Annotated in this window: 16 protein-coding genes; 10 read left to right on the top strand and 6 right to left on the bottom strand. The window is 69.3% G+C overall.

What is annotated here, in order from left to right:
* The first annotated feature begins 25 nt into the window (after positions 1-25).
* From WJ16_RS08905 to WJ16_RS08895, 3 genes are read left to right on the top strand one after another with little or no spacing between them, the layout of a single operon-like run.
* Entirely contained in the window at positions 26-586 is a 561-nt protein-coding gene (locus WJ16_RS08905; protein ID WP_069256754.1) for a DUF2975 domain-containing protein, read from the top strand.
* 8 nt (positions 587-594) lie between these two features.
* Complete coding sequence (locus WJ16_RS08900) at positions 595-819, top strand: helix-turn-helix domain-containing protein (protein WP_069256753.1); 225 nt, start codon at positions 595-597, stop codon at positions 817-819.
* Positions 794-1507, top strand: a complete 714-nt coding sequence (locus tag WJ16_RS08895) for a hypothetical protein (RefSeq protein WP_069256752.1) — start codon at positions 794-796, stop codon at positions 1505-1507. The genes WJ16_RS08900 and WJ16_RS08895 overlap by 26 nt, the downstream gene beginning before the upstream one ends.
* Before the next feature lie 57 nt (positions 1508-1564).
* Here the strand turns inward: WJ16_RS08895 and WJ16_RS08890 are convergent, their stop codons facing one another.
* From WJ16_RS08890 to WJ16_RS08875, 4 genes are all read right to left on the bottom strand, one after another.
* A complete protein-coding gene (locus tag WJ16_RS08890) occupies positions 1565-2593 on the bottom strand; it encodes a MerR family transcriptional regulator (protein WP_069258015.1) in 1029 nt (342 codons plus the stop codon).
* Positions 2594-2722: 129 nt separating this feature from the next.
* Complete coding sequence (locus WJ16_RS08885; protein WP_069256751.1) at positions 2723-4285, bottom strand: efflux transporter outer membrane subunit; 1563 nt, start codon at positions 4283-4285, stop codon at positions 2723-2725.
* 2 nt (positions 4286-4287) lie between these two features.
* Positions 4288-7434, bottom strand: a complete 3147-nt coding sequence (locus tag WJ16_RS08880) for an efflux RND transporter permease subunit (RefSeq protein WP_069256750.1) — start codon at positions 7432-7434, stop codon at positions 4288-4290.
* Positions 7431-8540 (bottom strand): efflux RND transporter periplasmic adaptor subunit, encoded by a 1110-nt coding sequence (locus WJ16_RS08875; RefSeq protein ID WP_069256749.1) that lies wholly within the window; start codon positions 8538-8540, stop codon positions 7431-7433. Before WJ16_RS08875 ends, WJ16_RS08880 begins: the two co-directional genes overlap by 4 nt.
* Positions 8541-8726: 186 nt before the next feature.
* On the opposite strand from WJ16_RS08875, the gene WJ16_RS08870 reads away from it, so the two are divergent.
* The gene (locus WJ16_RS08870) at positions 8727-9347 is read left to right on the top strand and encodes a TetR/AcrR family transcriptional regulator (RefSeq protein WP_069256748.1); all 621 of its coding nucleotides are present in this window, start codon (positions 8727-8729) and stop codon (positions 9345-9347) included.
* Positions 9348-9398: 51 nt separating this feature from the next.
* Here the strand turns inward: WJ16_RS08870 and WJ16_RS08865 are convergent, their stop codons facing one another.
* Both WJ16_RS08865 and WJ16_RS08860 read right to left on the bottom strand, forming a co-directional pair.
* Complete coding sequence (locus WJ16_RS08865; protein WP_208606998.1) at positions 9399-11132, bottom strand: ClcB-like voltage-gated chloride channel protein; 1734 nt, start codon at positions 11130-11132, stop codon at positions 9399-9401.
* 103 nt (positions 11133-11235) lie between these two features.
* Positions 11236-12303: a YeiH family protein gene (locus WJ16_RS08860; protein ID WP_069256746.1), complete on the bottom strand. Its 1068-nt coding sequence runs from the start codon at positions 12301-12303 to the stop codon at positions 11236-11238.
* 112 nt (positions 12304-12415) lie between these two features.
* Here WJ16_RS08860 and WJ16_RS08855 point away from each other — a divergent pair, with 112 nt between their 5' ends.
* From WJ16_RS08855 to WJ16_RS08830, 6 genes are all read left to right on the top strand, one after another.
* Entirely contained in the window at positions 12416-13309 is an 894-nt protein-coding gene (locus tag WJ16_RS08855; protein ID WP_069256745.1) for a LysR family transcriptional regulator, read from the top strand.
* A 163-nt stretch (positions 13310-13472) separates the two neighbouring features.
* On the top strand, positions 13473-14237 hold the full coding sequence (locus tag WJ16_RS08850) for an apurinic/apyrimidinic endonuclease family protein (RefSeq protein ID WP_069256744.1): 765 nt from the start codon (positions 13473-13475) through the stop codon (positions 14235-14237).
* Between the two features lie 28 nt (positions 14238-14265).
* Entirely contained in the window at positions 14266-15258 is a 993-nt protein-coding gene (locus WJ16_RS08845; protein WP_069258014.1) for a sugar kinase, read from the top strand.
* A gap of 210 nt (positions 15259-15468) precedes the next feature.
* On the top strand, positions 15469-16749 hold the full coding sequence (locus tag WJ16_RS08840; protein ID WP_069256743.1) for an MFS transporter: 1281 nt from the start codon (positions 15469-15471) through the stop codon (positions 16747-16749).
* Between the two features lie 4 nt (positions 16750-16753).
* A complete protein-coding gene (locus WJ16_RS08835) occupies positions 16754-17719 on the top strand; it encodes a 2-hydroxyacid dehydrogenase (protein WP_069256742.1) in 966 nt (321 codons plus the stop codon).
* A 390-nt stretch (positions 17720-18109) separates the two neighbouring features.
* On the top strand, positions 18110-19153 hold the full coding sequence (locus WJ16_RS08830; protein ID WP_069256741.1) for a LacI family DNA-binding transcriptional regulator: 1044 nt from the start codon (positions 18110-18112) through the stop codon (positions 19151-19153).
* Positions 19154-19166 lie beyond the last annotated feature (13 nt).

Here is a 19166-nt window from a genome sequence, read left to right as displayed (position 1 = left end):
GTTCATTCCCCGTCGAGGATTTCGCATGCATTCCGATCGCATCGCTCGTATCAGCCAGCAAATGGCCACCCTCACGCTGTGGTTCATCGTCGGCATGCTGGTGCTCAACGCCGCGTGCTGGGCGTTTCCGTCATTGAACGCGGCCTCCGGGCCCGGCCTCGTATTCGGCCTCACCGATTCGGTGATCTCGAACCTGAACGTGGATGTCGCCGCGTTCCCGTGGTGGCAGAAGGCCGTCGGCATCCTGCTGTCGAGCGTGCCGCTGATCGCGCTCGCGAACGGCCTGCGCCATCTGCGCGCGCTGTTCCGCACGTACGCGCGCCGCAACTATTTCTCCGCGCAAGCGGCCGGCCATCTCGGCAAGACGGGCCGTGCGATCGGCCTGTGGGTGTTGCTCAGCCTGCTGTGCGAACCGCTGCTGACCGTGTGGGCGACGCTGCGTGAGCCGGTCGGCCATCGCGTGGTCAGCATCGGCTTCAGCCTGCCTTACGTGGTCGCGCTGTTCACCGCGGCCTGCATCGCGGTCATCGCGCATATTCTCCGGCAGGCGAGCGAGCTCGATGCCGAACATCGGCAGTTCGTCTGAGGCGCGCGATGACGATCGTGGTCAAGCTCGATGTGATGCTCGCGACGCGCAAGGTCCGCTCGAAGGATCTCGCGGCAGCCGTCGGCATCACCGAACAGAATCTGTCGCTGCTCAAGCAAGGGAAGGTCAAGGGCATCCGTTTCGCGACGCTCGACGCGATCTGCCGCTATCTCGACTGCCAGCCCGGCGACCTGCTCGCGTTCAGCGATGACGGCGGCGGCGAGCCGGACTGACCCGTCGCAGCCGAGAAGTGCCGACGTGGCGGGGCGGCGTCGGTGGCGCATGGTCCCGGCGGCTGTCGCCGTTGCCGTCTCCGTGTCGATTCACCTGCTCGGATGGTTCGCGCTGCAACGGACACCGACGGCGGCCGTCCCGGCAGCCGGCGTGTCGCGCCGCGTCGCGCTGCGTGTCGAGCTGATTCCGGCGCGGCCTGCGCCCGCGGCGAGCGTGCGTGACACCACGCGAACCGGCCCAGCGTCGGGTGGGCGCGGTGTCGGGCGCGCCGCGCCTTCGACGAAACGGCTTGCCGCGGTTGCAGCGTCGCGCATGGCGACGCGGACGTCTGCGGATGCGGCGGACGTTTCGCATCGGCAACGCGAGACGCTTGCCGGCGCAATCGCGGACCGACGCGAATCTCGTCCCGGCATCGCGTCGGGGCCCGGTCTCGACTGGCGCCGCGATCTCGACGCAATCGGCTCGCGGCATGCGGCAGCGCGTAGCCCGGCGCAGGCGGCGGTGGGCGCGCTGGGCGCGTCGTCGGGCGGCGCGGCTGCGCGCGGTGACACGGTCGATGCGAGGCTGGCGGACGGCATCACGAATGCCCGTCGCGCCGACTGTCGGCGTGCGTATTCGGGCGCGGGCCTGCTGGCATTGCCGATGCTCGCACTGGATGCGGTTCGCGATACCGGCTGCAAATGGTGAAACGGGCGGCACGCGGGAAACCCGCTTGCCGCCCGCAACGTCATGCACTCAACGCACTCAACGCGCCGGCGCAAGCTGCGCCATCGCCTCCCGCACGAAGCCGATCAGCGTGTCGTCGGCCCACGAATCCTTCGTCAGCGCCGGCTCGCTCATCATCGCGTGACGAAATTTCGCGTGCGTGGCCGGATCGTGGCCCGCATAGCTGCAGAACAGCTCGAGCCAGCGCTGCGCGAGCGTGCGGCCTTCCGGCGACGCGGGCGTCGCGCCCGCGTCGATCGCGTCGCGCACGTCGGCCATCAGTTGCGGCCATTCCATCGCACGGTCGGCGTAGTGCGCGCGCATGAAGCGGATCTCGTCCTGCGCGAGATACTTCTCGAAGATCCGCATCTTCGTTTCCGCCGACGCGCGCAGCACGTAGTCGCGCAGCGCGGTCGAAATGCCGATTTTCGACTGCATCGCCGGCTCCTGCTCGTGCATCAGGTTCAGCTTCGTCAGCAGCCGCGGATCGTTGTTCGTGTCGCGCACGAGCAGCGCCATCCAGCGGCCGGCGAGCGCACGCACGCGCTCGTCCTCGGCGGGCACGCCCGCGTCGTACAGCGCGCGGACGTCGTCGATGAGGGCGATCCATTCGGCGTCGCCAGCCTGACTTTTCTGGTACATCGGCAGGCGCGCGAGTTCTTCCTCGGAAAAATATTTGTCGTACACGGTCATCAACTCCAGTGTGGTGAGCCAGTCGGCCAGCTCCGGCTCCGTGCCCGCGGCGAGCTGCGCATGCAGGCTCACGAGCCGCTCGCGCAGCTGCGTGGTCTGCGCGAGCTGACGGTCGAGCAGTGCGATCTGCTTCGCGACGATATCGACGAGCGGGGTGTCGGGCTGGTTCAGGTGGTCGCCGATTTCGGCGAGCGACAGGCCGAAGCGACGCAGCGCCTGGATCTGGTGGAGCCGGGCGATGTCGTGGCGGTCGTACAGCCGGTAGCCGTTGTCGGCGCGCGCCGAAGGCGTCAGCAGACCGATCGCGTGATAGTGATGAAGCGTGCGGACGGTCAGCCCGCTGCGTTTCGCCAGTTCTCCCACTTTCAGTCGCATTCGTTCCTCCATTCGGTACGCACACTGGAGTCTCGAACGTTACGCTACGTGAGGGTCAAGCGGAAGATCGGAAATCGGCGACCGGACGCGCGCGGGGTCGCCGCACGCGCGTCCGGTCGGAGGGGCGGGTCATTGCGCCGAGGGCGTGGCGTCGGGCGCGGCGGCGTGTGCGTGCCGGCCGGTTGCGTCGTCGGCTGCGCGGCCGGCGTTGCCGGACTTGTCGCCGGTGTCCACCGGCGGTGTGCCCATCGCCTGATAAAGCCGCGCGGTGTCCGCGAACCGCGCGCCGGTCGCGCGGATCTCGTCGAGCCGCGCATTGCGGTACTGCAGCTCGCTGGCGCGCGCAGCCGACGGCGGCAGCGCGCCGAGCCGCACGCGGGCCGCCGCGTCGTCATACGCGCCGCGCGCGGACAGCGCGGCGCGCGACGACGCATCGAGCGCTTCCGCATCGTGCTCGAGCGCCGCGAGCGAATCGGCGACGTTCTGGAACGCGCCGAGCACGGCCTGCCTGTACTGGTCGACGGCGGCCTCGTAGGTCGCCTTCGCCGCGCGGCGCTGCGCGAGCAGCGCGCCGCCGTGGAAGATCGGCTGGCTCAGCGACGCGCCGACGTTCCAGATCGCGCCGGCGCCCGACAGCATCGTCGGCCAGCTGAAGCCGCCTTTGCCCATCGCGGCCGACAGCGACAACTGCGGGAACAGCTGCGCGGTCGCGAGGCCCACTTCGGCCGCGGCCGCCTTCAGCCCCGCGTCGGCCGCCTGGATGTCCGGGCGGCTTCGCAGCAGGTCCGACGGCACGACGACCGGCACCTGTTCGGGCAGGTGCAGATCGGTAAGCGCCAGGTCGGCCGGCGGCCGGTCGGGCGTGCGGCCGACCAGGACCGCGAGCGCATGACGCGCGGAGTCGCGTTGCTGGCGCAGCGCGGGCAGGCTGGCCGCGAATGTGTCGGCGCTTTGCCGCGCATTCAGCGCGTCGCTGCGCGACGCCGAGCCGAGCGCGTAGCGGCGTTCGGCATCGTGCGCCTGGGCGTTGGCGAGCGCGACGAGCCGCTCGGTCGTCTCGATCTGCGCATTGAGCACCGACACGGTGATCGACGCGGTGACGATGTTCGCGGCCAGCGCGCGCCGCGCGGATTCGAGCTGGAACGCGCTGACGTCGACGCGTCGCGCCAGCGCGCGGTTCGCGAAACGCGACGCGCCGAACAGGTCGATCGTGTAGCTCGCCTGCAGCTGGCCGACGAACGTGTCGTACAGCAGCGTCGGTGCGCCGAGCGCGGGAATCGGCACGCCGAGCGCGCGCTGGCGCGCGGCCTGGCCGCCCGCGTCGATCGACGGCAGCAGCGAGCTGCCGATCTGCCCGCGCAACTGTTCGCGTGCGGCATCGAGCGAGTGGGATGCCGCGCTCAACGTCGGGCTGTTGCGCAGCCCTTCGTCGACGAGCGCGTCCAGCGCGTCGGAGCGGTACTGCTTCCACCAGTCGGGCACCGGCTGCGCGCCCACTTCGAACTGCTGCGCGACGCCTTGCGCGGACACGGTCTGCCGCACTTGCGGCGTGGCGCCGTAGTGCGCGGGCGAAGGCATCGCGGGCGGCTCGCCGCTCGGCGCGAACCATGCGCAGCCCGCGAGCGGGCCCGCGAGGCTCGCCGCCGCGAGCGCCCGGACGGCTTGGGTTTTCAGGTTCATCGATCGATCCATGGTCAGGCTCCCGACGGCGCGGCCGGCGTGCCGCCGGGCGGTGGGCCGTCGTGCGGGTCGCGCTCGTCGCGCTTCACGCGGAACCACGTCGCATACAGCGCGGGCAGGTAGAACAGCGTCAGCACGGTCGCGCTCGTGATGCCGCCCATCAGCGCGGTCGCCATCGGCCCGAAGAAGTTCGAGCGCAGCAGCGGGATCAGCGCGAGCACGGCGGCCGCGGCCGTCAGCGTGATCGGGCGGAAGCGCCGCACGGTCGCGCCGATGATCGCGTCGACGCGGCCGTGGCCGATCGCGATGTCCTGCTCGATCTGGTCGACGAGGATCACCGAGTTGCGCATGATGATCCCGAACATCGCGATCACGCCGAGCATCGCGACGAAGCCGAACGGCTGGCCGAACAGCAGCAGCGTCGCGACCACGCCGATCAGCCCGAGCGGCGCGGTCAGCACGACCATCAGCACGCGCGAGAAGCTCTGCAACTGGATCATCAGCAGCGTGAACACCGCGATCGCCATCAGCGGCATCTGCGCATTGATCGACTTCTGCGCCTTGGCGCTTTCCTCGACCGAGCCGCCGATGTTGATCTGATAGCCGACCGGCAACTGCGCGCGCAGCGCGTTCAGCTTCGCGTCGACCGCATGCGTGACGTCGATGCCCTGCGCGCCGGCGCGCACGTCCGACTGCACGGTGATGGTCGGCTGGCGGTCGCGCTCCCACACGACGCCGTATTCGAGCGTCGGCTCGAAGCGGCCGAGCGAGCCGAGCGGCACCGGGCCGTTCGGCGTCGGCAGCGCGAGGCCGGCGAGCTTCGCCGGATCGACGCGATCGGCCCGCGGCGCGCGCAGATCGACCGCGATCAGCTTGTCGCGCTCGCGGTACTGCGTGACGGTCGTGCCGGACAGCGTCATCGCGAGGAAGCTCGACACGTCCTGCGACGTGACGTTCAGCTCGCGCGCCTTCTTCTGGTCGATCTCGAAGCGCACCGAGCGCTCGGCCGGCTCGTCCCAGTCGAACTGCACGTTCACCGTGCGCGTATCGCCGCGCATCGTCGCCGCGACCTTCTCGGCGATCGAGCGCACCGTCGCGATGCTGTCGCCGCTCACGCGGAACTGCACCGGATAGCCGACGGGCGGCCCGTTCTCGAGCCGCGACAGCCGCCAGCGCACGGCCGGGAACTGCTCGCGCAGCGTGGTTTCGAGCCAGGTCGCGAGCTTCTCGCGATCTTTCACCGACTTCGCGGTGATCACGAACTGCGCGAAGTTCGGCAACTGAAGCTGCTGGTCGAGCGGCAGGTAGAAGCGCGGCGCGCCGCTGCCGACGAAGTTCACCGAATGATCGATCTCGGGGCGCTTGTCGATCACTTTCTCCAGGCGCTCGGTTTCGCGCAGCGTCGCCGCGAACGACGCGCCTTCGGGCAGCCGCAGGTCGACGAGCAGCTCGGGGCGGTCGGAGCTCGGGAAGAACTGCTGCGGCACCAGCGAGAAACCCATCAGCGCGACGACGAACAGCGCGCCGGTGATCAGCAGTACGACGAAGCGCCGCTCGATGCACCAGTCGACCCAGCCGCGCAGCCGCCGGTAGAAGCGCGTGTCGTAGATGTCGTGCTCGTGGTCGTCCGGCAGGTGCGCTTCGTGCGCGTGACGCTTGCGCTCGGGCAGCAGGTGGTAGCCGAGCAGCGGGATCAGCACGACGGCCGCGAACCACGACGCGATCAGCGCGATCGCCGACACCTCGAAGATCGAGCGCGTGTATTCGCCGGTGCTCGATTTCGCGAGCGCGATCGGCAGGAAGCCCGATACCGTGACGAGCGTGCCCGTCAGCATCGGGAACGCGGTGCTCGTGTACGCGAACGCGGCCGCGCGTGCGCGGGTGTAACCCTGTTCGAGCTTCACGGCCATCATTTCGACCGCGATGATCGCGTCGTCGACGAGCAGCCCGAGCGCGAGCACGAGCGTGCCGAGCGACACCTTGTGCAGCCCGATGTCGAACAGGTACATGAAGAGCGCGGTGACCGCGAGCACGACCGGGATCGAGATCACGACCACCATCCCGGTGCGCAGCCCGAGCGACACGAGGCTCACGACCAGCACGATTGCGACGGCTTCGGCGACGGCTTCGAGGAAGTCGTCGACCGAATGCGCGACCGCGTGCGGCATGCTCGATACCAGCGTCAGCTTGAGGCCGGCCGGCAGTTGCGCCTGCAGGTCCTTCGATTCGGCGTCGAGCGCGTTGCCGAGCCGGATCACGTCACCGCCCGGCTGCATCGTGACGCCGATGCCGAGCACCGCGTGGCCGTTCGCGCGCATCTGCGTGACGGCCGGATCGTCGTAGCCGCGCCTGACCGTCGCGAGATCGCCGAGGCGGAACGTGCGGCCGTTGATGCGGATCAGCGTATCGGCGATCGCATCGACGTTGTCGAACTGGCCGCTCGGCCGCACGAACACGCGATCGTCGGCGCTCGTCAGCACGCCGGCCGACGAGATGTCGTTCTGCGCGTTGATCGCCTGCCCGAGCTGCTGCGGCGAGATGCCCAGGCGCGTGAGCTGCGCGTTGTTCACCTCGATGAAGATCCGCTGTTCGGGGTCGCCGAAATAGTCGACCTTGCCGACGCCCGGCACGCGCAGCAGCACGGTGCGCAACTGGTCGGCGTAGTCGTGCAGCTGCGCGGGCGTGAAGCCGTCGCCCTCGAGCGTCCAGATGTTGGTGTAGACGTCGCCGAATTCGTCGTTGAAGAACGGACCCTGCACGCCGGGCGGCAGCGTATAGCCGATGTCGCCCACTTTCTTGCGGATCTGGTACCAGGTCTCGGGCACGTCCTTCACGGGCGCCGAATCCTTCATCGTGAAGAAGATCAGCGATTCGCCGGGGCGCGAATAGCTGCGCAGGAAGTCGATCGCCGGCGTTTCCTGCAGCTTGCGGCCGATCCGGTCGGTCACCTGTTCCTGTACCTGGCGCGCGCTCGCGCCCGGCCAGAACGTCCGGACCACCATCACGCGGAACGTGAACGGCGGGTCTTCGGACTGGGCGAGGCGCGTGTACGCGAGGATGCCCGCGAGCGTCGCGAGCGCGATCAGGTAGACGACCAGCGCCTGGTGGCGCAGCGCCCATGCAGACAGGTTGAAGCGGCCTTCTTCGTAGGAAACGCTCACGATGCGAAGTCCTCCGGATGCAACGGCGCGATCGCGCGTACCTTCTCGCCCGCGCTGACCGTGTGCACGCCCTGCAGCACGACGCGCTCGCCGGGCTGCAGCCCGTGCGACACGGTGACCGTGCGCTCGTTGAAGCGGGCGACGTCGACGCGGCGCAACTCGAGCGTGTCGTCCTTCGTGCGCACGACCCACACGGCCGGATGCGCGCCGTCGTGGAACAGCGCGGTGGCGGGCAGCGTGATCGGCGATGCGTCGCCGGCGGCCGGCGCGCCGGCGAATGCGACGTCGGCGGTCATCCCGAGCCGGATCGACGGATCGGGCGCGGCGAGCGTGAGCTTCACGCGGTAGGTGCGGCTTTGCGGATCGGCCGCCGGCGCGATCTCGCGCACCTTCGCCGCGAACCGGCGGCCCGGCAGCGACGGCAGCGTGACGGTGGCCGCGTGGCCGGGCGCGAGCGATGCGAGCGCGGCCTCGGGCACGTCGCTGACGACGTCGACGTCGCCCGACCACGCGAGCTGGTAGACGGGCTGGCCGGCCGACACGTTCTGGCCGGTATCGGCCTGTTCCGCGGTGATGGTGCCCGCATGATCGGCGACGAGCGTCGCGTAGCGGAGCTGGTTCTTCGCGAGCGCGAGCTGCTGCTGCGCCTGGTTGTGCTGGGCCAACGCCGACGTGTAGCTGTTCTCGGTCTGTTCGAGCTGCGCGGTCGCGATCAGGTTTTCGCGGGCCTGCGCGCGATCGCGGTCGAGCTGCTGCTTCGCGAACGCGAGGCTGTGGGTCGCGGCATCGAGTTGCGCCTGCGCGCTCGCGGCGTTCTTCTCGACGTCGGACGGATCGAGCAACGCGACGACCTGGCCGACCTTGACCGTATCGCCGAGGCGCACCTTGCGCTCGATGATCTTGCCGGCGATGCGGAACGACAGCGGCGTGGCATAGCGCGGCTGGATCTCGCCGGGCAGCGTGCTGGCGACGGCGGCGCCGTCGGCATGAGCGGGCAGCGCGACGACGGGGCGCGGGGCGGGCGGCGCGGCTTCTTTCGGATGACAGGCGGCGAGGACGAGCGCAGCGCCGACCAGCAGCGCGGCGCGGGAACCGGAGCGATTCACGAAACCCCCAGATGAGGTGAGAGCGAGAGCGTAACGAGGCCGGCAAGCGCGGCGCGCGCTTGCCCCGAGCGGCGCCGGCACGGACGCGCGGACACCTTCTTTCAGAAACTGTGGCGAATTCTAATACACACCTGTATCTGAATGCAAAGATGAATCCGAAAGGTAAAGGGTGCTAGACTGCGCCGCATGAAACCACAGCGCTTAACCCGCGAGCAGAGCAGGGACCAGACGCGCGAACGTCTGCTGAATGCCGCGCATCGTATTTTTCTGAAGAAAGGCTATGTCGCCGCGAGCGTCGAGGACATCGCGGCGGCGGCCGGCTATACGCGCGGCGCGTTCTATTCGAATTTCCGCAGCAAGTCGGAGCTGCTGCTGGAGTTGCTGGAGCGCGACCACGCGGAGGTGCAGGCCGACTTCCAGGCGATCTTCGACGGGGGCGGGTCGCGCGAGCAGATGGAGTCGATGGCGCTCGCGTATTACCGGACGCTGTTCCGGGACGACGAATATTCGCTGCTGTGGGGCGAGGCGAAGCTGCAGGCGGCGCGCGACGCGAAGTTTCGCGTGCGCTTCAATCAGTTCCTGCACGGCAAGCGGCTGCAGATGGCCGAATTCATCCGGCGCTTTTCCGAACGCGCGGGCACGCCGCTGCTGTTGCCGGCGGAGACGCTCGCGTTCGGGCTGATGTGCCTGTGCGACGGTGTGCAGTCGTATTACACGGCCGATCCGCAGCACGTATCGGCCGAGGTGGCCGAGTCGGTGCTCGCCGGGTTCTTCGCGCGGGTCGTGCTCGGGCGCGCGCCGGACTGAGGCGGCCTTCGGCTTGAGCCGCGCTCGCGCGGCCGGCGGCGTGCCGCCCGGTCAGCGCTCGCCCGTCATGCGCCGGTACGCGTCGAGCAGCGACGTCTTGTAGACGACGCCCGCGAGCGTCGGCTCGGCTTCGCTTTCGATCACCGGCAGGCGTTCGCCCTGGAACGCCATGAAGCGTTCGAGCGCGGTCGCGAGCGGCATGTCGGGCGTGAGGAGGGGAAACGGCGTGTGCGCGTAGTGCGCGGCCGTCTTGTCGGTGGTGTCGCGCTTGTCGAGCAGGTCGGACGTGATGTCCTTCAGCGCGACCGCGCCGCGAAAGCGCCCGGCGTCGTCGGTCACGTACAGGTACTTCACCGGATATTCGAGAAACACGCGCGTCATGTCGGCGACGCTCGCGGTGAGCGGCACGACCGTCTGCGCGGGCTGGATCAGCTCGCGCATCTGCGTGGTGCGCAGCCGCAGTCGCTCCTGCGCGTCCTGGTAGTGGTGCAGCGTGATTTCGTACATCGACGTCGTGCCCGTCGCCCGCGCGACGAAATACGCGAACACGCACGACACCAGCAGCGGCAGCACGACCTGGTAGCTCAGCGTCATCTCGAAGATCATCAGGATCGCCATCAGCGGCGCCTGCGTGGCGCCCGCCATGAACGCGCCCATCCCGACGATCGCATACGCGAAGTACGCGGACGTATGGCCCGGCCACAGCGCTTGCATCGCGAGCCCGAACAGCGAACCGAACACCGCGCCGACGAACAGCGTCGGCGTGAACACGCCGCCGATCGCGCCCGAGCCGGCGGTCGCGGCGGTTGCGATCACCTTGAACACGAGCACCGCGATGAGCGCCTGCCAGGTCCACGGCGAATGCAGGATGTGGTTCACGACGCTGTAGCCGTTGCCCCATACGTCAGGAATCCAGATCGAGATCACGCCGACGACGAGGCCGCCGAGCGCGAGCCGCACGGGCAGCGGCAAGGGCAGCCGCTTGAACTGGTTCTTCGACGCATCGAGCAGGTGCAGGAACTGCGGCGCGAGCACGCCGCACAGCGCGCCGAGCACGACGAACAGCAGCACCTCGGGGCCGGTCACGGCCGGAAACACCGGCATCTCGTACGGCGGCCGGTAGCCGGCGAATTCGCGCATCACGATGTTCGCGATGACCGACGCGACGACCATCGGCCCGAAGCTCTCCATCGCGATCGTGCCGAGCACGATTTCCGACACGAAGAACGCGCCGGCGATCGGCGCGTTGTACGCGGACGTGATGCCGGCCGCCGCCCCGCACGCGACCAAGAGGCGCAGGCGCGGCGGGTCGAAGTGCGCGAAGCGGCCGACGAGCGACGCGGCGAGCGCCGCGAGCTGCACCATCGGGCCTTCGCGGCCGATCGAGCCGCCGCTGCCGATCGTCAGCAGCGACGACACGCTGCGCCACAGGCTCTGGCGTACCGGCACGACGCCGTTGCCGAGCGCGACCGATTCCATGTAGTCGGTCTTGGCGGCCTGTCTGTCGCCGCGCGTCGCGAGCAGCAGCACGCAGCCGGCGAGGAAGCCGCCCGCGGCCGGCATCCAGAAGCGCACGTACCACGGCAGGCGCTTGGCCATCTGCACGAAGCTGCCGCTTTGCCCGGAGATCAGGTGCTGCATCAGGTCGATGCCTTCGCGGAACGCCATCGTGGCAAAGGCGCCGCCGACGCCGACGATGGCCGACCAGATCAGCATCGTATGGGCGTCCGACAGGCGGAACAGCGTCTTGGCGCGAGTGCGCAGCTTCAGCAGGAACGAGAGCACGGCTGAAAGAGGGCGATGGAAAACGACGCGAAGCATAGCACTGCGCCGCGCCCGCGGGATCGTCCCGTCGGGCGCGGCGCGCGAAGTGTCACGGGCGGGCAATTCAGCCAAGCCAGTGCTGCACGGCCCAGGTGATCCCGTAGCCGCCGGCGATCAGCCACACGTACAGGATCAGGCCGGTCATCAATGCGCGGGGGCCGGCGGCGCGGATCTGCGCGACGCGGGTTTCGATGCCGAGCGCCGTCATCGCCATCGTCAGCGCGAAGGTGTCGAGCACGTTCAGCGTGTGCGTGACGTCGGCGGGCAGCACGTTCAGCGAGTTGACGATCACGAAGCCGAGGAAACCGAGCGCGAACCACGGCACGGCCACCTTGCGCTTGCCTTGCGCGCCGCCGGCGGTGGCGCGCGCCGAGCGGGCGAGCCACCAGCCGAGCACCAGCAGCACCGGAACCAGCAGCATCACACGCGTCATCTTGACGATCGTCGCGACGTGCGCGACCTGCGGGCTGATGTCGCTCGCCGCGCCGACCACCTGCGCGACCTCGTGGATCGTGCCGCCGAAGAACAGGCCGAGGCCGGCCGGATCGAGGTTCAGCAGCCCGGCGTGATACGCGATCGGGTACAGGAACATCGACAGCGTGCCGAACAGCACGACGCTGCCCACGGCCATCGCGCTCTGGTGCGGCTTCGACTGCAGCGTCGACTCGAACGCGAGCACGGCGGCCGCGCCGCAGATCGCGCTGCCTGCGGCGGTCAGCAAGGCGGAGTCGCGGTCGAGCTTCATGATCTTCATGCCGGCCCAGGTGCCGATCACGAGCGTGCTGACGACGACCAGTACCGACACCGTCAGGCCCGGCAGCCCGACCTGCGCGATTTCCTGCAGGCTCACGCGCAACCCGAAGAACGCGACCGCGATGCGCAGCAGCTTGCGCGCGGAGAAATTGACGCCGGCCGCCCAGCTGGCCGGCATGCCGTCGCGCAGCGCGTTGCCGTACAGCGCACCGGCGACGATGCCGACGATCAGCGGCGACAGGCCGAGCCCCGCGATTGCGGGAAGCTGGGACAGGCTCGTGACGGCGGCGGCGAACAGCGCGACGAACAGCACGCCGTTCAACTGGCCGCGCATCGACGGCGCGGCGGGGCTGAGATGGGGAGTCGGGGCAGTGGACATGGAAGCACCGTGATGGAGCGTGTTGCGATGCTGTAATCCTAATTTCGTTATATCGATATGAAAAATTGTGATTTGTGACGTAAACTATCCGGAAAGCCGATAATTTATCCCCATGACCCCGGATCAACTGATAACGTTCGCGGCCGTCGCCGAGCACCTGAACATCAGCCGCGCCGCAGTGGCGCTGCATCTGTCGCAGCCGGCCGTGTCGGGCCAGTTGCGGCTGCTCCAGGACGAATTCGGCGAGCCGCTGTACCAGCGCGAAGGCCGCGGCATCCGCCTGACCCCGGTCGGCGAACAGCTCGCGCAGTACGCGAAGGCGCAGCGCGATACGTTCGCGCAGGCCCGTGCGTTTCGCGACGCGGTGCGCGGCCTCGAGGCCGGCACGCTGCGCATCGGTGCGAGCACGACGCCCGCGAGCTACCTGTTGCCGTACCTGATCGCGGCGTTCCAGCCGCGCGCGCCGCGCGTGGCGATCCAGACGATGAGCGGCAACACGGCCGACGTGGTCGCGGCGCTGCCGTCGCTCGACATCGCGATGATCGAGGGGCCGCCCGGCGAGGCGCTGCCCCCGGGCACGGCCGTGCACCCATGGCGCGAGGACGAAATCGTGGCGATCGTGCCGTGCGGCCACCCGCTGGCCGCGCCCGAGTATGCGTCGGGGGTCACGCTCGACGCGCTGGCGACCCATCCGCTCGTGCTGCGCGAGGCGGGCTCCGCCGTGCGGCAACTCGTCGAGCGCGCGTTCGCGCAGGGCGCCGCACCGATGCGCGTCGCGTTCGAGATCGCCGGCGTCGAGGCCGTGAAGGAAGCGGTGCGCGCCGGGATGGGCGTCGGGTTCGTGTCCGCGATGTCGCTGCGTCACGACGATGCCGCGCTCGTCCTGCGCTCGCTCGCGCCCGCGCCGCTCGCACGTCACTTCTCGATCCTCGTGCCGCACGGCGGCGCGCCGTCGCGGGTCGCCGCACAATTTCTCGAGATGAGCCTCGCGCACGACGTCGCGTGAGCGGCCGCAGCCGGGCCCGGGCACGCGCGATGCGCGCCATTTCGGTGCACATTCGCGTCGTTGCCCCGTCTTAGGGATTTCCTCTATGGCGTGGGCCCGACGCGAGGCGCACCATCCGTCTCAAGCAAATGGAACCGGTTCCATTCCGGTGAAAAAGGGCAAAATGGCAGACATCGTGATCGTGGCGAGCGCATTCGGGATGGACCGCGTGCGTCAGGAGGGCCACAGTGCATTCGTCGCGACCGCGGCGGCATCCGGCGCAACGGGTTTCGAGGTGCGGCGCGAGCTGTTCGCATCGGAAGATGCGGCGGCGCCCGGCGCGCTGGCCGCGCTCGGTGCGCAACTGGCCGGCCACGGGCTGTGGTCGGTCTATTCGACGCCGGCCAACCTGTACACGGAAACGGGCGCGCTCGATGCGGATGCATTGCGCGGCGCGCTCGCGGAAGCCGACGCGCTCGGCGCGCGTTTCGTGAAATTCCAGCTCGGCGGCTTTGCCGGCGACGCGCACGCGGCCGACATCGTCGCGCTGTCGCGCGGCGCGCGGGCCCGCGTGGTGGTCGAGAACGGGCAACTGCCGGTGGGCGGGTCGCTGGCGCAGTTCCGCGGGCTGTTCGATGCGCTGGCCGCGGCGGGCACGCCCGATGCGCTCGGGATGACCTTCGACATCGGCAACTGGCAGTGGCCGGGCGAAGCGCCGCTCGATTGCGCACAGGTGCTCGCGCCGCATGTGGAATACATTCATTGCAAGGCCGTCGAGGGGGAGGGCGCGCGCCGTTTCGCCGTCGCGCCGGCCCCGAACGACCCGCTCGTGACCGGCGTGCTCGCGGTGCTGCCGCGGCATGCGCCGCGCGGCATCGAGTTTCCGTTCGATGCGGCCGATCTGGCGGGCGACGCGTGCCGGCGGGTCGCGTGGCTCGCCGCCGCGTGACGGCAGAACGATCCTGGAGAATGCATTCATGAAAGCAGCACTCGATGTCGTGACCTACGGTGAAGCGATGGCGATGTTCGTCGCGAACGATCCCGGCCATCTCGCGCATGCGGGGCAATTCACGAAGCGGATCGCGGGCGCCGACCTGAACGTCGCGATCGGCCTGTCGCGGCTCGGCTTCCGGGTGGGCTGGATGAGCCGTGTCGGCCGCGATTCGTTCGGCAGCTACGTGCTCGACACGCTGGCGCGCGAAGGGATCGACGCGTCGTGCGTGAGCGTCGACCCGCGTTACCCGACCGGCTTTCAGCTGAAGTCGCGCAACGACGACGGCAGCGACCCGACCGTCGAATATTTCCGCAAGGGCTCGGCCGCGAGCCACCTGTCGTGCGACGACTACGTGGCGGACTACGTGCTCGGCGCGCGCCACCTGCACCTGACGGGCGTCGCGCCGGCGATCTCCGCGACGTCGTGCGAGCTCGCATTCAAGCTGGCGCGCGAAATGCGCGCGGCGGGCAGGACGATCTCGTTCGACCCGAACCTGCGCCCGACGCTGTGGCCGTCCGCCGACGTGATGGCGAAGACGCTGAACGCGCTCGCGTCGCTCGCGGACTGGGTGCTGCCGGGCATCGCCGAAGGGCGGCAACTGACCGGGCACGACACGCCGGCCGACATCGCGGGCTTCTATCTTGCACAAGGGGCGCGCGGCGTCGTGATCAAGCTCGGCGCCGAAGGCGCGTACTACCGGACGGCCGACGGCCGCGACGGCACGGTGGCGGGCGAGCGCGTGCAGAACGTCGTCGACACCGTCGGCGCGGGCGACGGCTTCGCGGTTGGCGTGGTCAGCGCGCTGCTGGAGGGCAAGACGATCGAACAGGCGGTGGCGCGCGGCAACCGGATCGGCGCGCTGGCGATCCAGGTGATCGGCGACTCGGAAGGGCTGCCGAGCCGCGCGGCGCTCGACCGACTCGAAAACGTCAGCAATCGCGCCGATCGCTTAGAGGAAACCTTCACCGCGCAATGAGAGGCCGGACACGGCACAATCCGCGGACTCATTTCGTCGTGCGTGCGCACGGCAAGGTACGGGGCCGGGGCGGGCGCTGACGCGTTCGTTCGGGTCGATTGCGAAGCATGGGGTCCAGGCAGGGGCTGAGGCACTGAACTGGATGGATCACGAAGCATGGGTCCAGGTAAGTGCTGAAGCACCAACCTGGATCGACAAGGAGACATTCTGATGGCCAATACACTCGCTGCCCGCCGCTGGTGGACGATCATGCCGATCGTCTTCATCACGTACAGCCTCGCCTACCTCGACCGCGCGAACTACGGGTTCGCGGCCGCGGCCGGCATCAACCAGGACCTCGGGATCGGCAAGGGCCTGTCGTCGCTGATCGGCGCGCTGTTCTTCCTCGGCTACTTCTTCTTCCAGATTCCCGGCGCGATCTACGCGGAACGCCGCAGCGTGAAGAAGCTCGTGTTCGTCAGCCTCATCCTGTGGGGCGCTTGCGCGGCGCTCACGGGCGTGGTCAGCAACATCCCGTCGCTGATGGTGATCCGCTTCGTGCTCGGTGTCGTCGAAGCAGCGGTGATGCCGGCGATGCTGATCTACATCAGCAACTGGTTCACGAAGAACGAGCGCTCGCGCGCGAACACGTTCCTGATCCTCGGCAACCCGGTCACCGTGCTGTGGATGTCGATCGTGTCGGGCTATCTCGTGCACGAATTCGGCTGGCGCCACATGTTCATCGCCGAAGGCGTGCCGGCCGTCATCTGGGCTGTGTGCTGGTGGTTTCTCGTGCAGGACAAGCCGGCCGATTCGCCGTGGCTCACCGCGCAGGAAAAGCGCGACCTCGACGCCGCGCTCGCGGCCGAGCAGGCCGCGATCAAGCCGGTGCGCAACTACGGCGAGGCGTTCCGCTCGCCGGCCGTGATCAAGCTGTGCGCACAGTATTTCTGCTGGAGCATCGGCGTGTACGGCTTCGTGCTGTGGCTGCCGTCGATCGTCAAGAACGGCTCCGCCCTCGGGATGGTCGCGACCGGCTGGCTGTCCGCGCTGCCGTATCTCGCCGCGACGATCGCGATGCTCGCCGCGTCGTGGGCATCCGACAAGGTCGGTTCGCGCCGGGGCTTCGTGTGGCCGTTCCTGCTGATCGGCGCGGCCGCGTTCGCCGCGTCGTACGCACTCGGTTCGTCGCACTTCTGGATCTCGTACGCGCTGCTGGTCGTGGCCGGCGCCGCGATGTACGCGCCGTACGGCCCGTTCTTCGCGATCGTGCCGGAACTGCTGCCGAAGAACGTCGCCGGCGGCGCGATGGCGCTGATCAACAGCATGGGCGCGCTCGGCTCGTTCGTCGGCTCGTACTTCGTCGGCTACCTGAACGGCGCGACCGGCTCGCCCGTCGCGTCGTATGCCTTCATGAGCGCCGCGCTCGTCGCCGCGGTGATCCTCACGCTGTCCGTCAAACCCCAGCCGCGCGACACGCATTCGCTCGCGGCGCCGCTGCAAGGAAAATGAAACGATGAAGCCCCGTATCGTCGCGTACAAGCCGCTGCCCGATGACGTCCTCGCGTACCTGCGCGAGCATGCGGACGTCGTGCAGGCCGATGGCGCCGCCGCCCTCGCCGATGCGCTCGGCGACGCGGACGGCGCGATCGGCGCGAGCCTGAAGGTCACGCCGCAGATGCTCGACCGCGCACCGCGGCTGAAGGCGTGGTCGACGATCTCGGTCGGCTACGACAACTTCGACGTCGCGGATCTCACGCGGCGCGGAATCGTGCTCGCGCATACACCGGACGTGCTGACCGAGTCGACCGCCGACACGGTGTTTTCGCTGATCCTCGCGTCCGCGCGGCGCGTGGTCGAGCTGGCCGAGTGGGTGAAGGCCGGCCACTGGCATCACAGCATCGGCCCCGACCTGTACGGCACCGACGTGCAGGGCAAGACGCTCGGCATCGTCGGGCTGGGGCGGATCGGCGGCGCGGTCGCGCGCCGCGCGGCGCTCGGCTTCCGGATGCAGGTGCTGTACGCGAACCGCTCCGCCCATGCCGAAGCCGAGACGCAATACGGCGCACGGCGCGTCACGCTCGACGAGCTGCTCGCGCAGTCGGATTTCGTGTGCCTGCAGGTGCCGCTGTCGCCGGAAACGCGCCACCTGATCGGCGCGGCCGAATTCGCGAAGATGAAGCGCGGCGCGATCCTGATCAACGCATCGCGCGGGCCGGTGGTCGACGAAGCCGCGCTGGTCGACGCGCTGCGTGCGGGCACGATCCGCGGCGCGGGGCTCGACGTGTTCGAGCAAGAGCCGCTGGCGGCGGACTCGCCGCTGCTGGAGATGAAGAACGTCGTCGCGCTGCCGCATATCGGCTCGGCGACGCACGAGACGCGCCACGCGATGGCGCGCTGCGCCGCGGAAAACCTGGTCGGCGCGCTGGCCGGCACGCTGCGCACGAATCTCGTCAATCCGGACGCGCTCGCGCGCGCCTGAGCGTCGGCCGGCGGCGGGCCGACGGGGTAGCCTGACCACCGGTCGGCGCCCGGCCGGCGGCGGCCCGGCTTCGTTAGAGTCGACGGTCTTGGTGCCGGAGGGCCGGCTGCGTTATGATCCCCGCGCGTCGCATCGACGCGCCGGGCAACGCGGCCGGCGGCGTCCCGCGGCGGGTATCCGCGCCAGATCCGGTGCGGCCGATTGCTTTTGCACGCGACCGGGGCGGGTGCCGACGCACCGGCGCGGGTCGATCGCGAAGCAGGGGATCGGCGCAAGCGCTGAGGCGCCAACGCCGATCGACAGGAGATTCCACCGGGTGGCTTACGTTTCCAACAACAAAGGTCCGTCTGCTCACGAAGCGGCGCGGATCGTACGTCGCGAGGCACGACAGTGACCGATTCGCAACCAACCACGACGCGTCCGGCGACGATCAGCGATGTCGCCCGCGAAGCCGGCACCGGCAAAACCAGCGTGTCGCGCTACCTGAACGGCGAGACGCACGTGCTGTCCGCCGATCTGCGTCAGCGGATCGAAGCGGCGATCGCCCGGCTCAACTACCGGCCGAACCAGATGGCGCGCGGCCTCAAACGCGGCCGCAACCGGCTGCTCGGCATGCTCGCGGCCGACCTGACCAATCCCTATACCGTCGAAGTGCTGCAGGGCGTCGAGGCCGCGTGCCATGCGCTCGGCTACATGCCGCTGATCTGTCACGCGGCCAACGAAGTCGAGATGGAGCGCCGCTTCCTGCAACTGCTCACGACCTACCGCGTCGAAGGGCTGATCGTCAACGCGCTCGGCGCGGACGAGGACGTGCTGCGCCCGCTGCGAGGCGCCGGCATCCCGGCCGTGCTCGTCGACCGGACCGTCGAGGGCTTCGAGGCTGACCTGATCGGCCTCGACAACGCCGATGCGATCGAGACGGCGCTCGCGCACCTCATCGAACACGGCTTCGATTCGATCCATTTCGTCGTGCAGCCGTTCGAGCGCGTCAGCTCGCGGCGTCTGCGCGAAGCCGCGTTCCGCGCAGCGCTCGGCGCGCGCGGGCTGACGGTGCCGTCGACGGTCGTGCTCGACCTGAACGAGCCCGATGCGGCCGCGGCGGCGCTCGCCGACGTCGACGTCCGCATCGACGACGCGGCGCGGCGCGGCGTGCGTGCGGCGCTGTTCGCCGCGAACGCGCCGGTCGCACTCGCGATCGCGCGGCACCTGCGCGCGCGTTTCGGCGCCGCATGGCAGCAGAAGGTGGCACTGCTGTCGATCGACGATCCGGAATGGGCCGAGCTGATCGGCATCACGACGATCCGCCAGCCGACCTACGAAATCGGCTACAAGGCCGTCGAATTCGTGCACGAGCGGATCGACGGCGCGGCGGGCGACGTACGCGCGTCGCTGCTGCCGGGCGAGCTGGTTGTGCGCGCGTCGACCGCAAGCTGAGTATCATGCGGGG

The sequence above is a fragment of the Burkholderia metallica genome, assembly GCF_001718555.1.
GTDB lineage: Bacteria > Pseudomonadota > Gammaproteobacteria > Burkholderiales > Burkholderiaceae > Burkholderia > Burkholderia metallica.
This window is presented reverse-complemented; position numbering and strand designations above follow the sequence as displayed.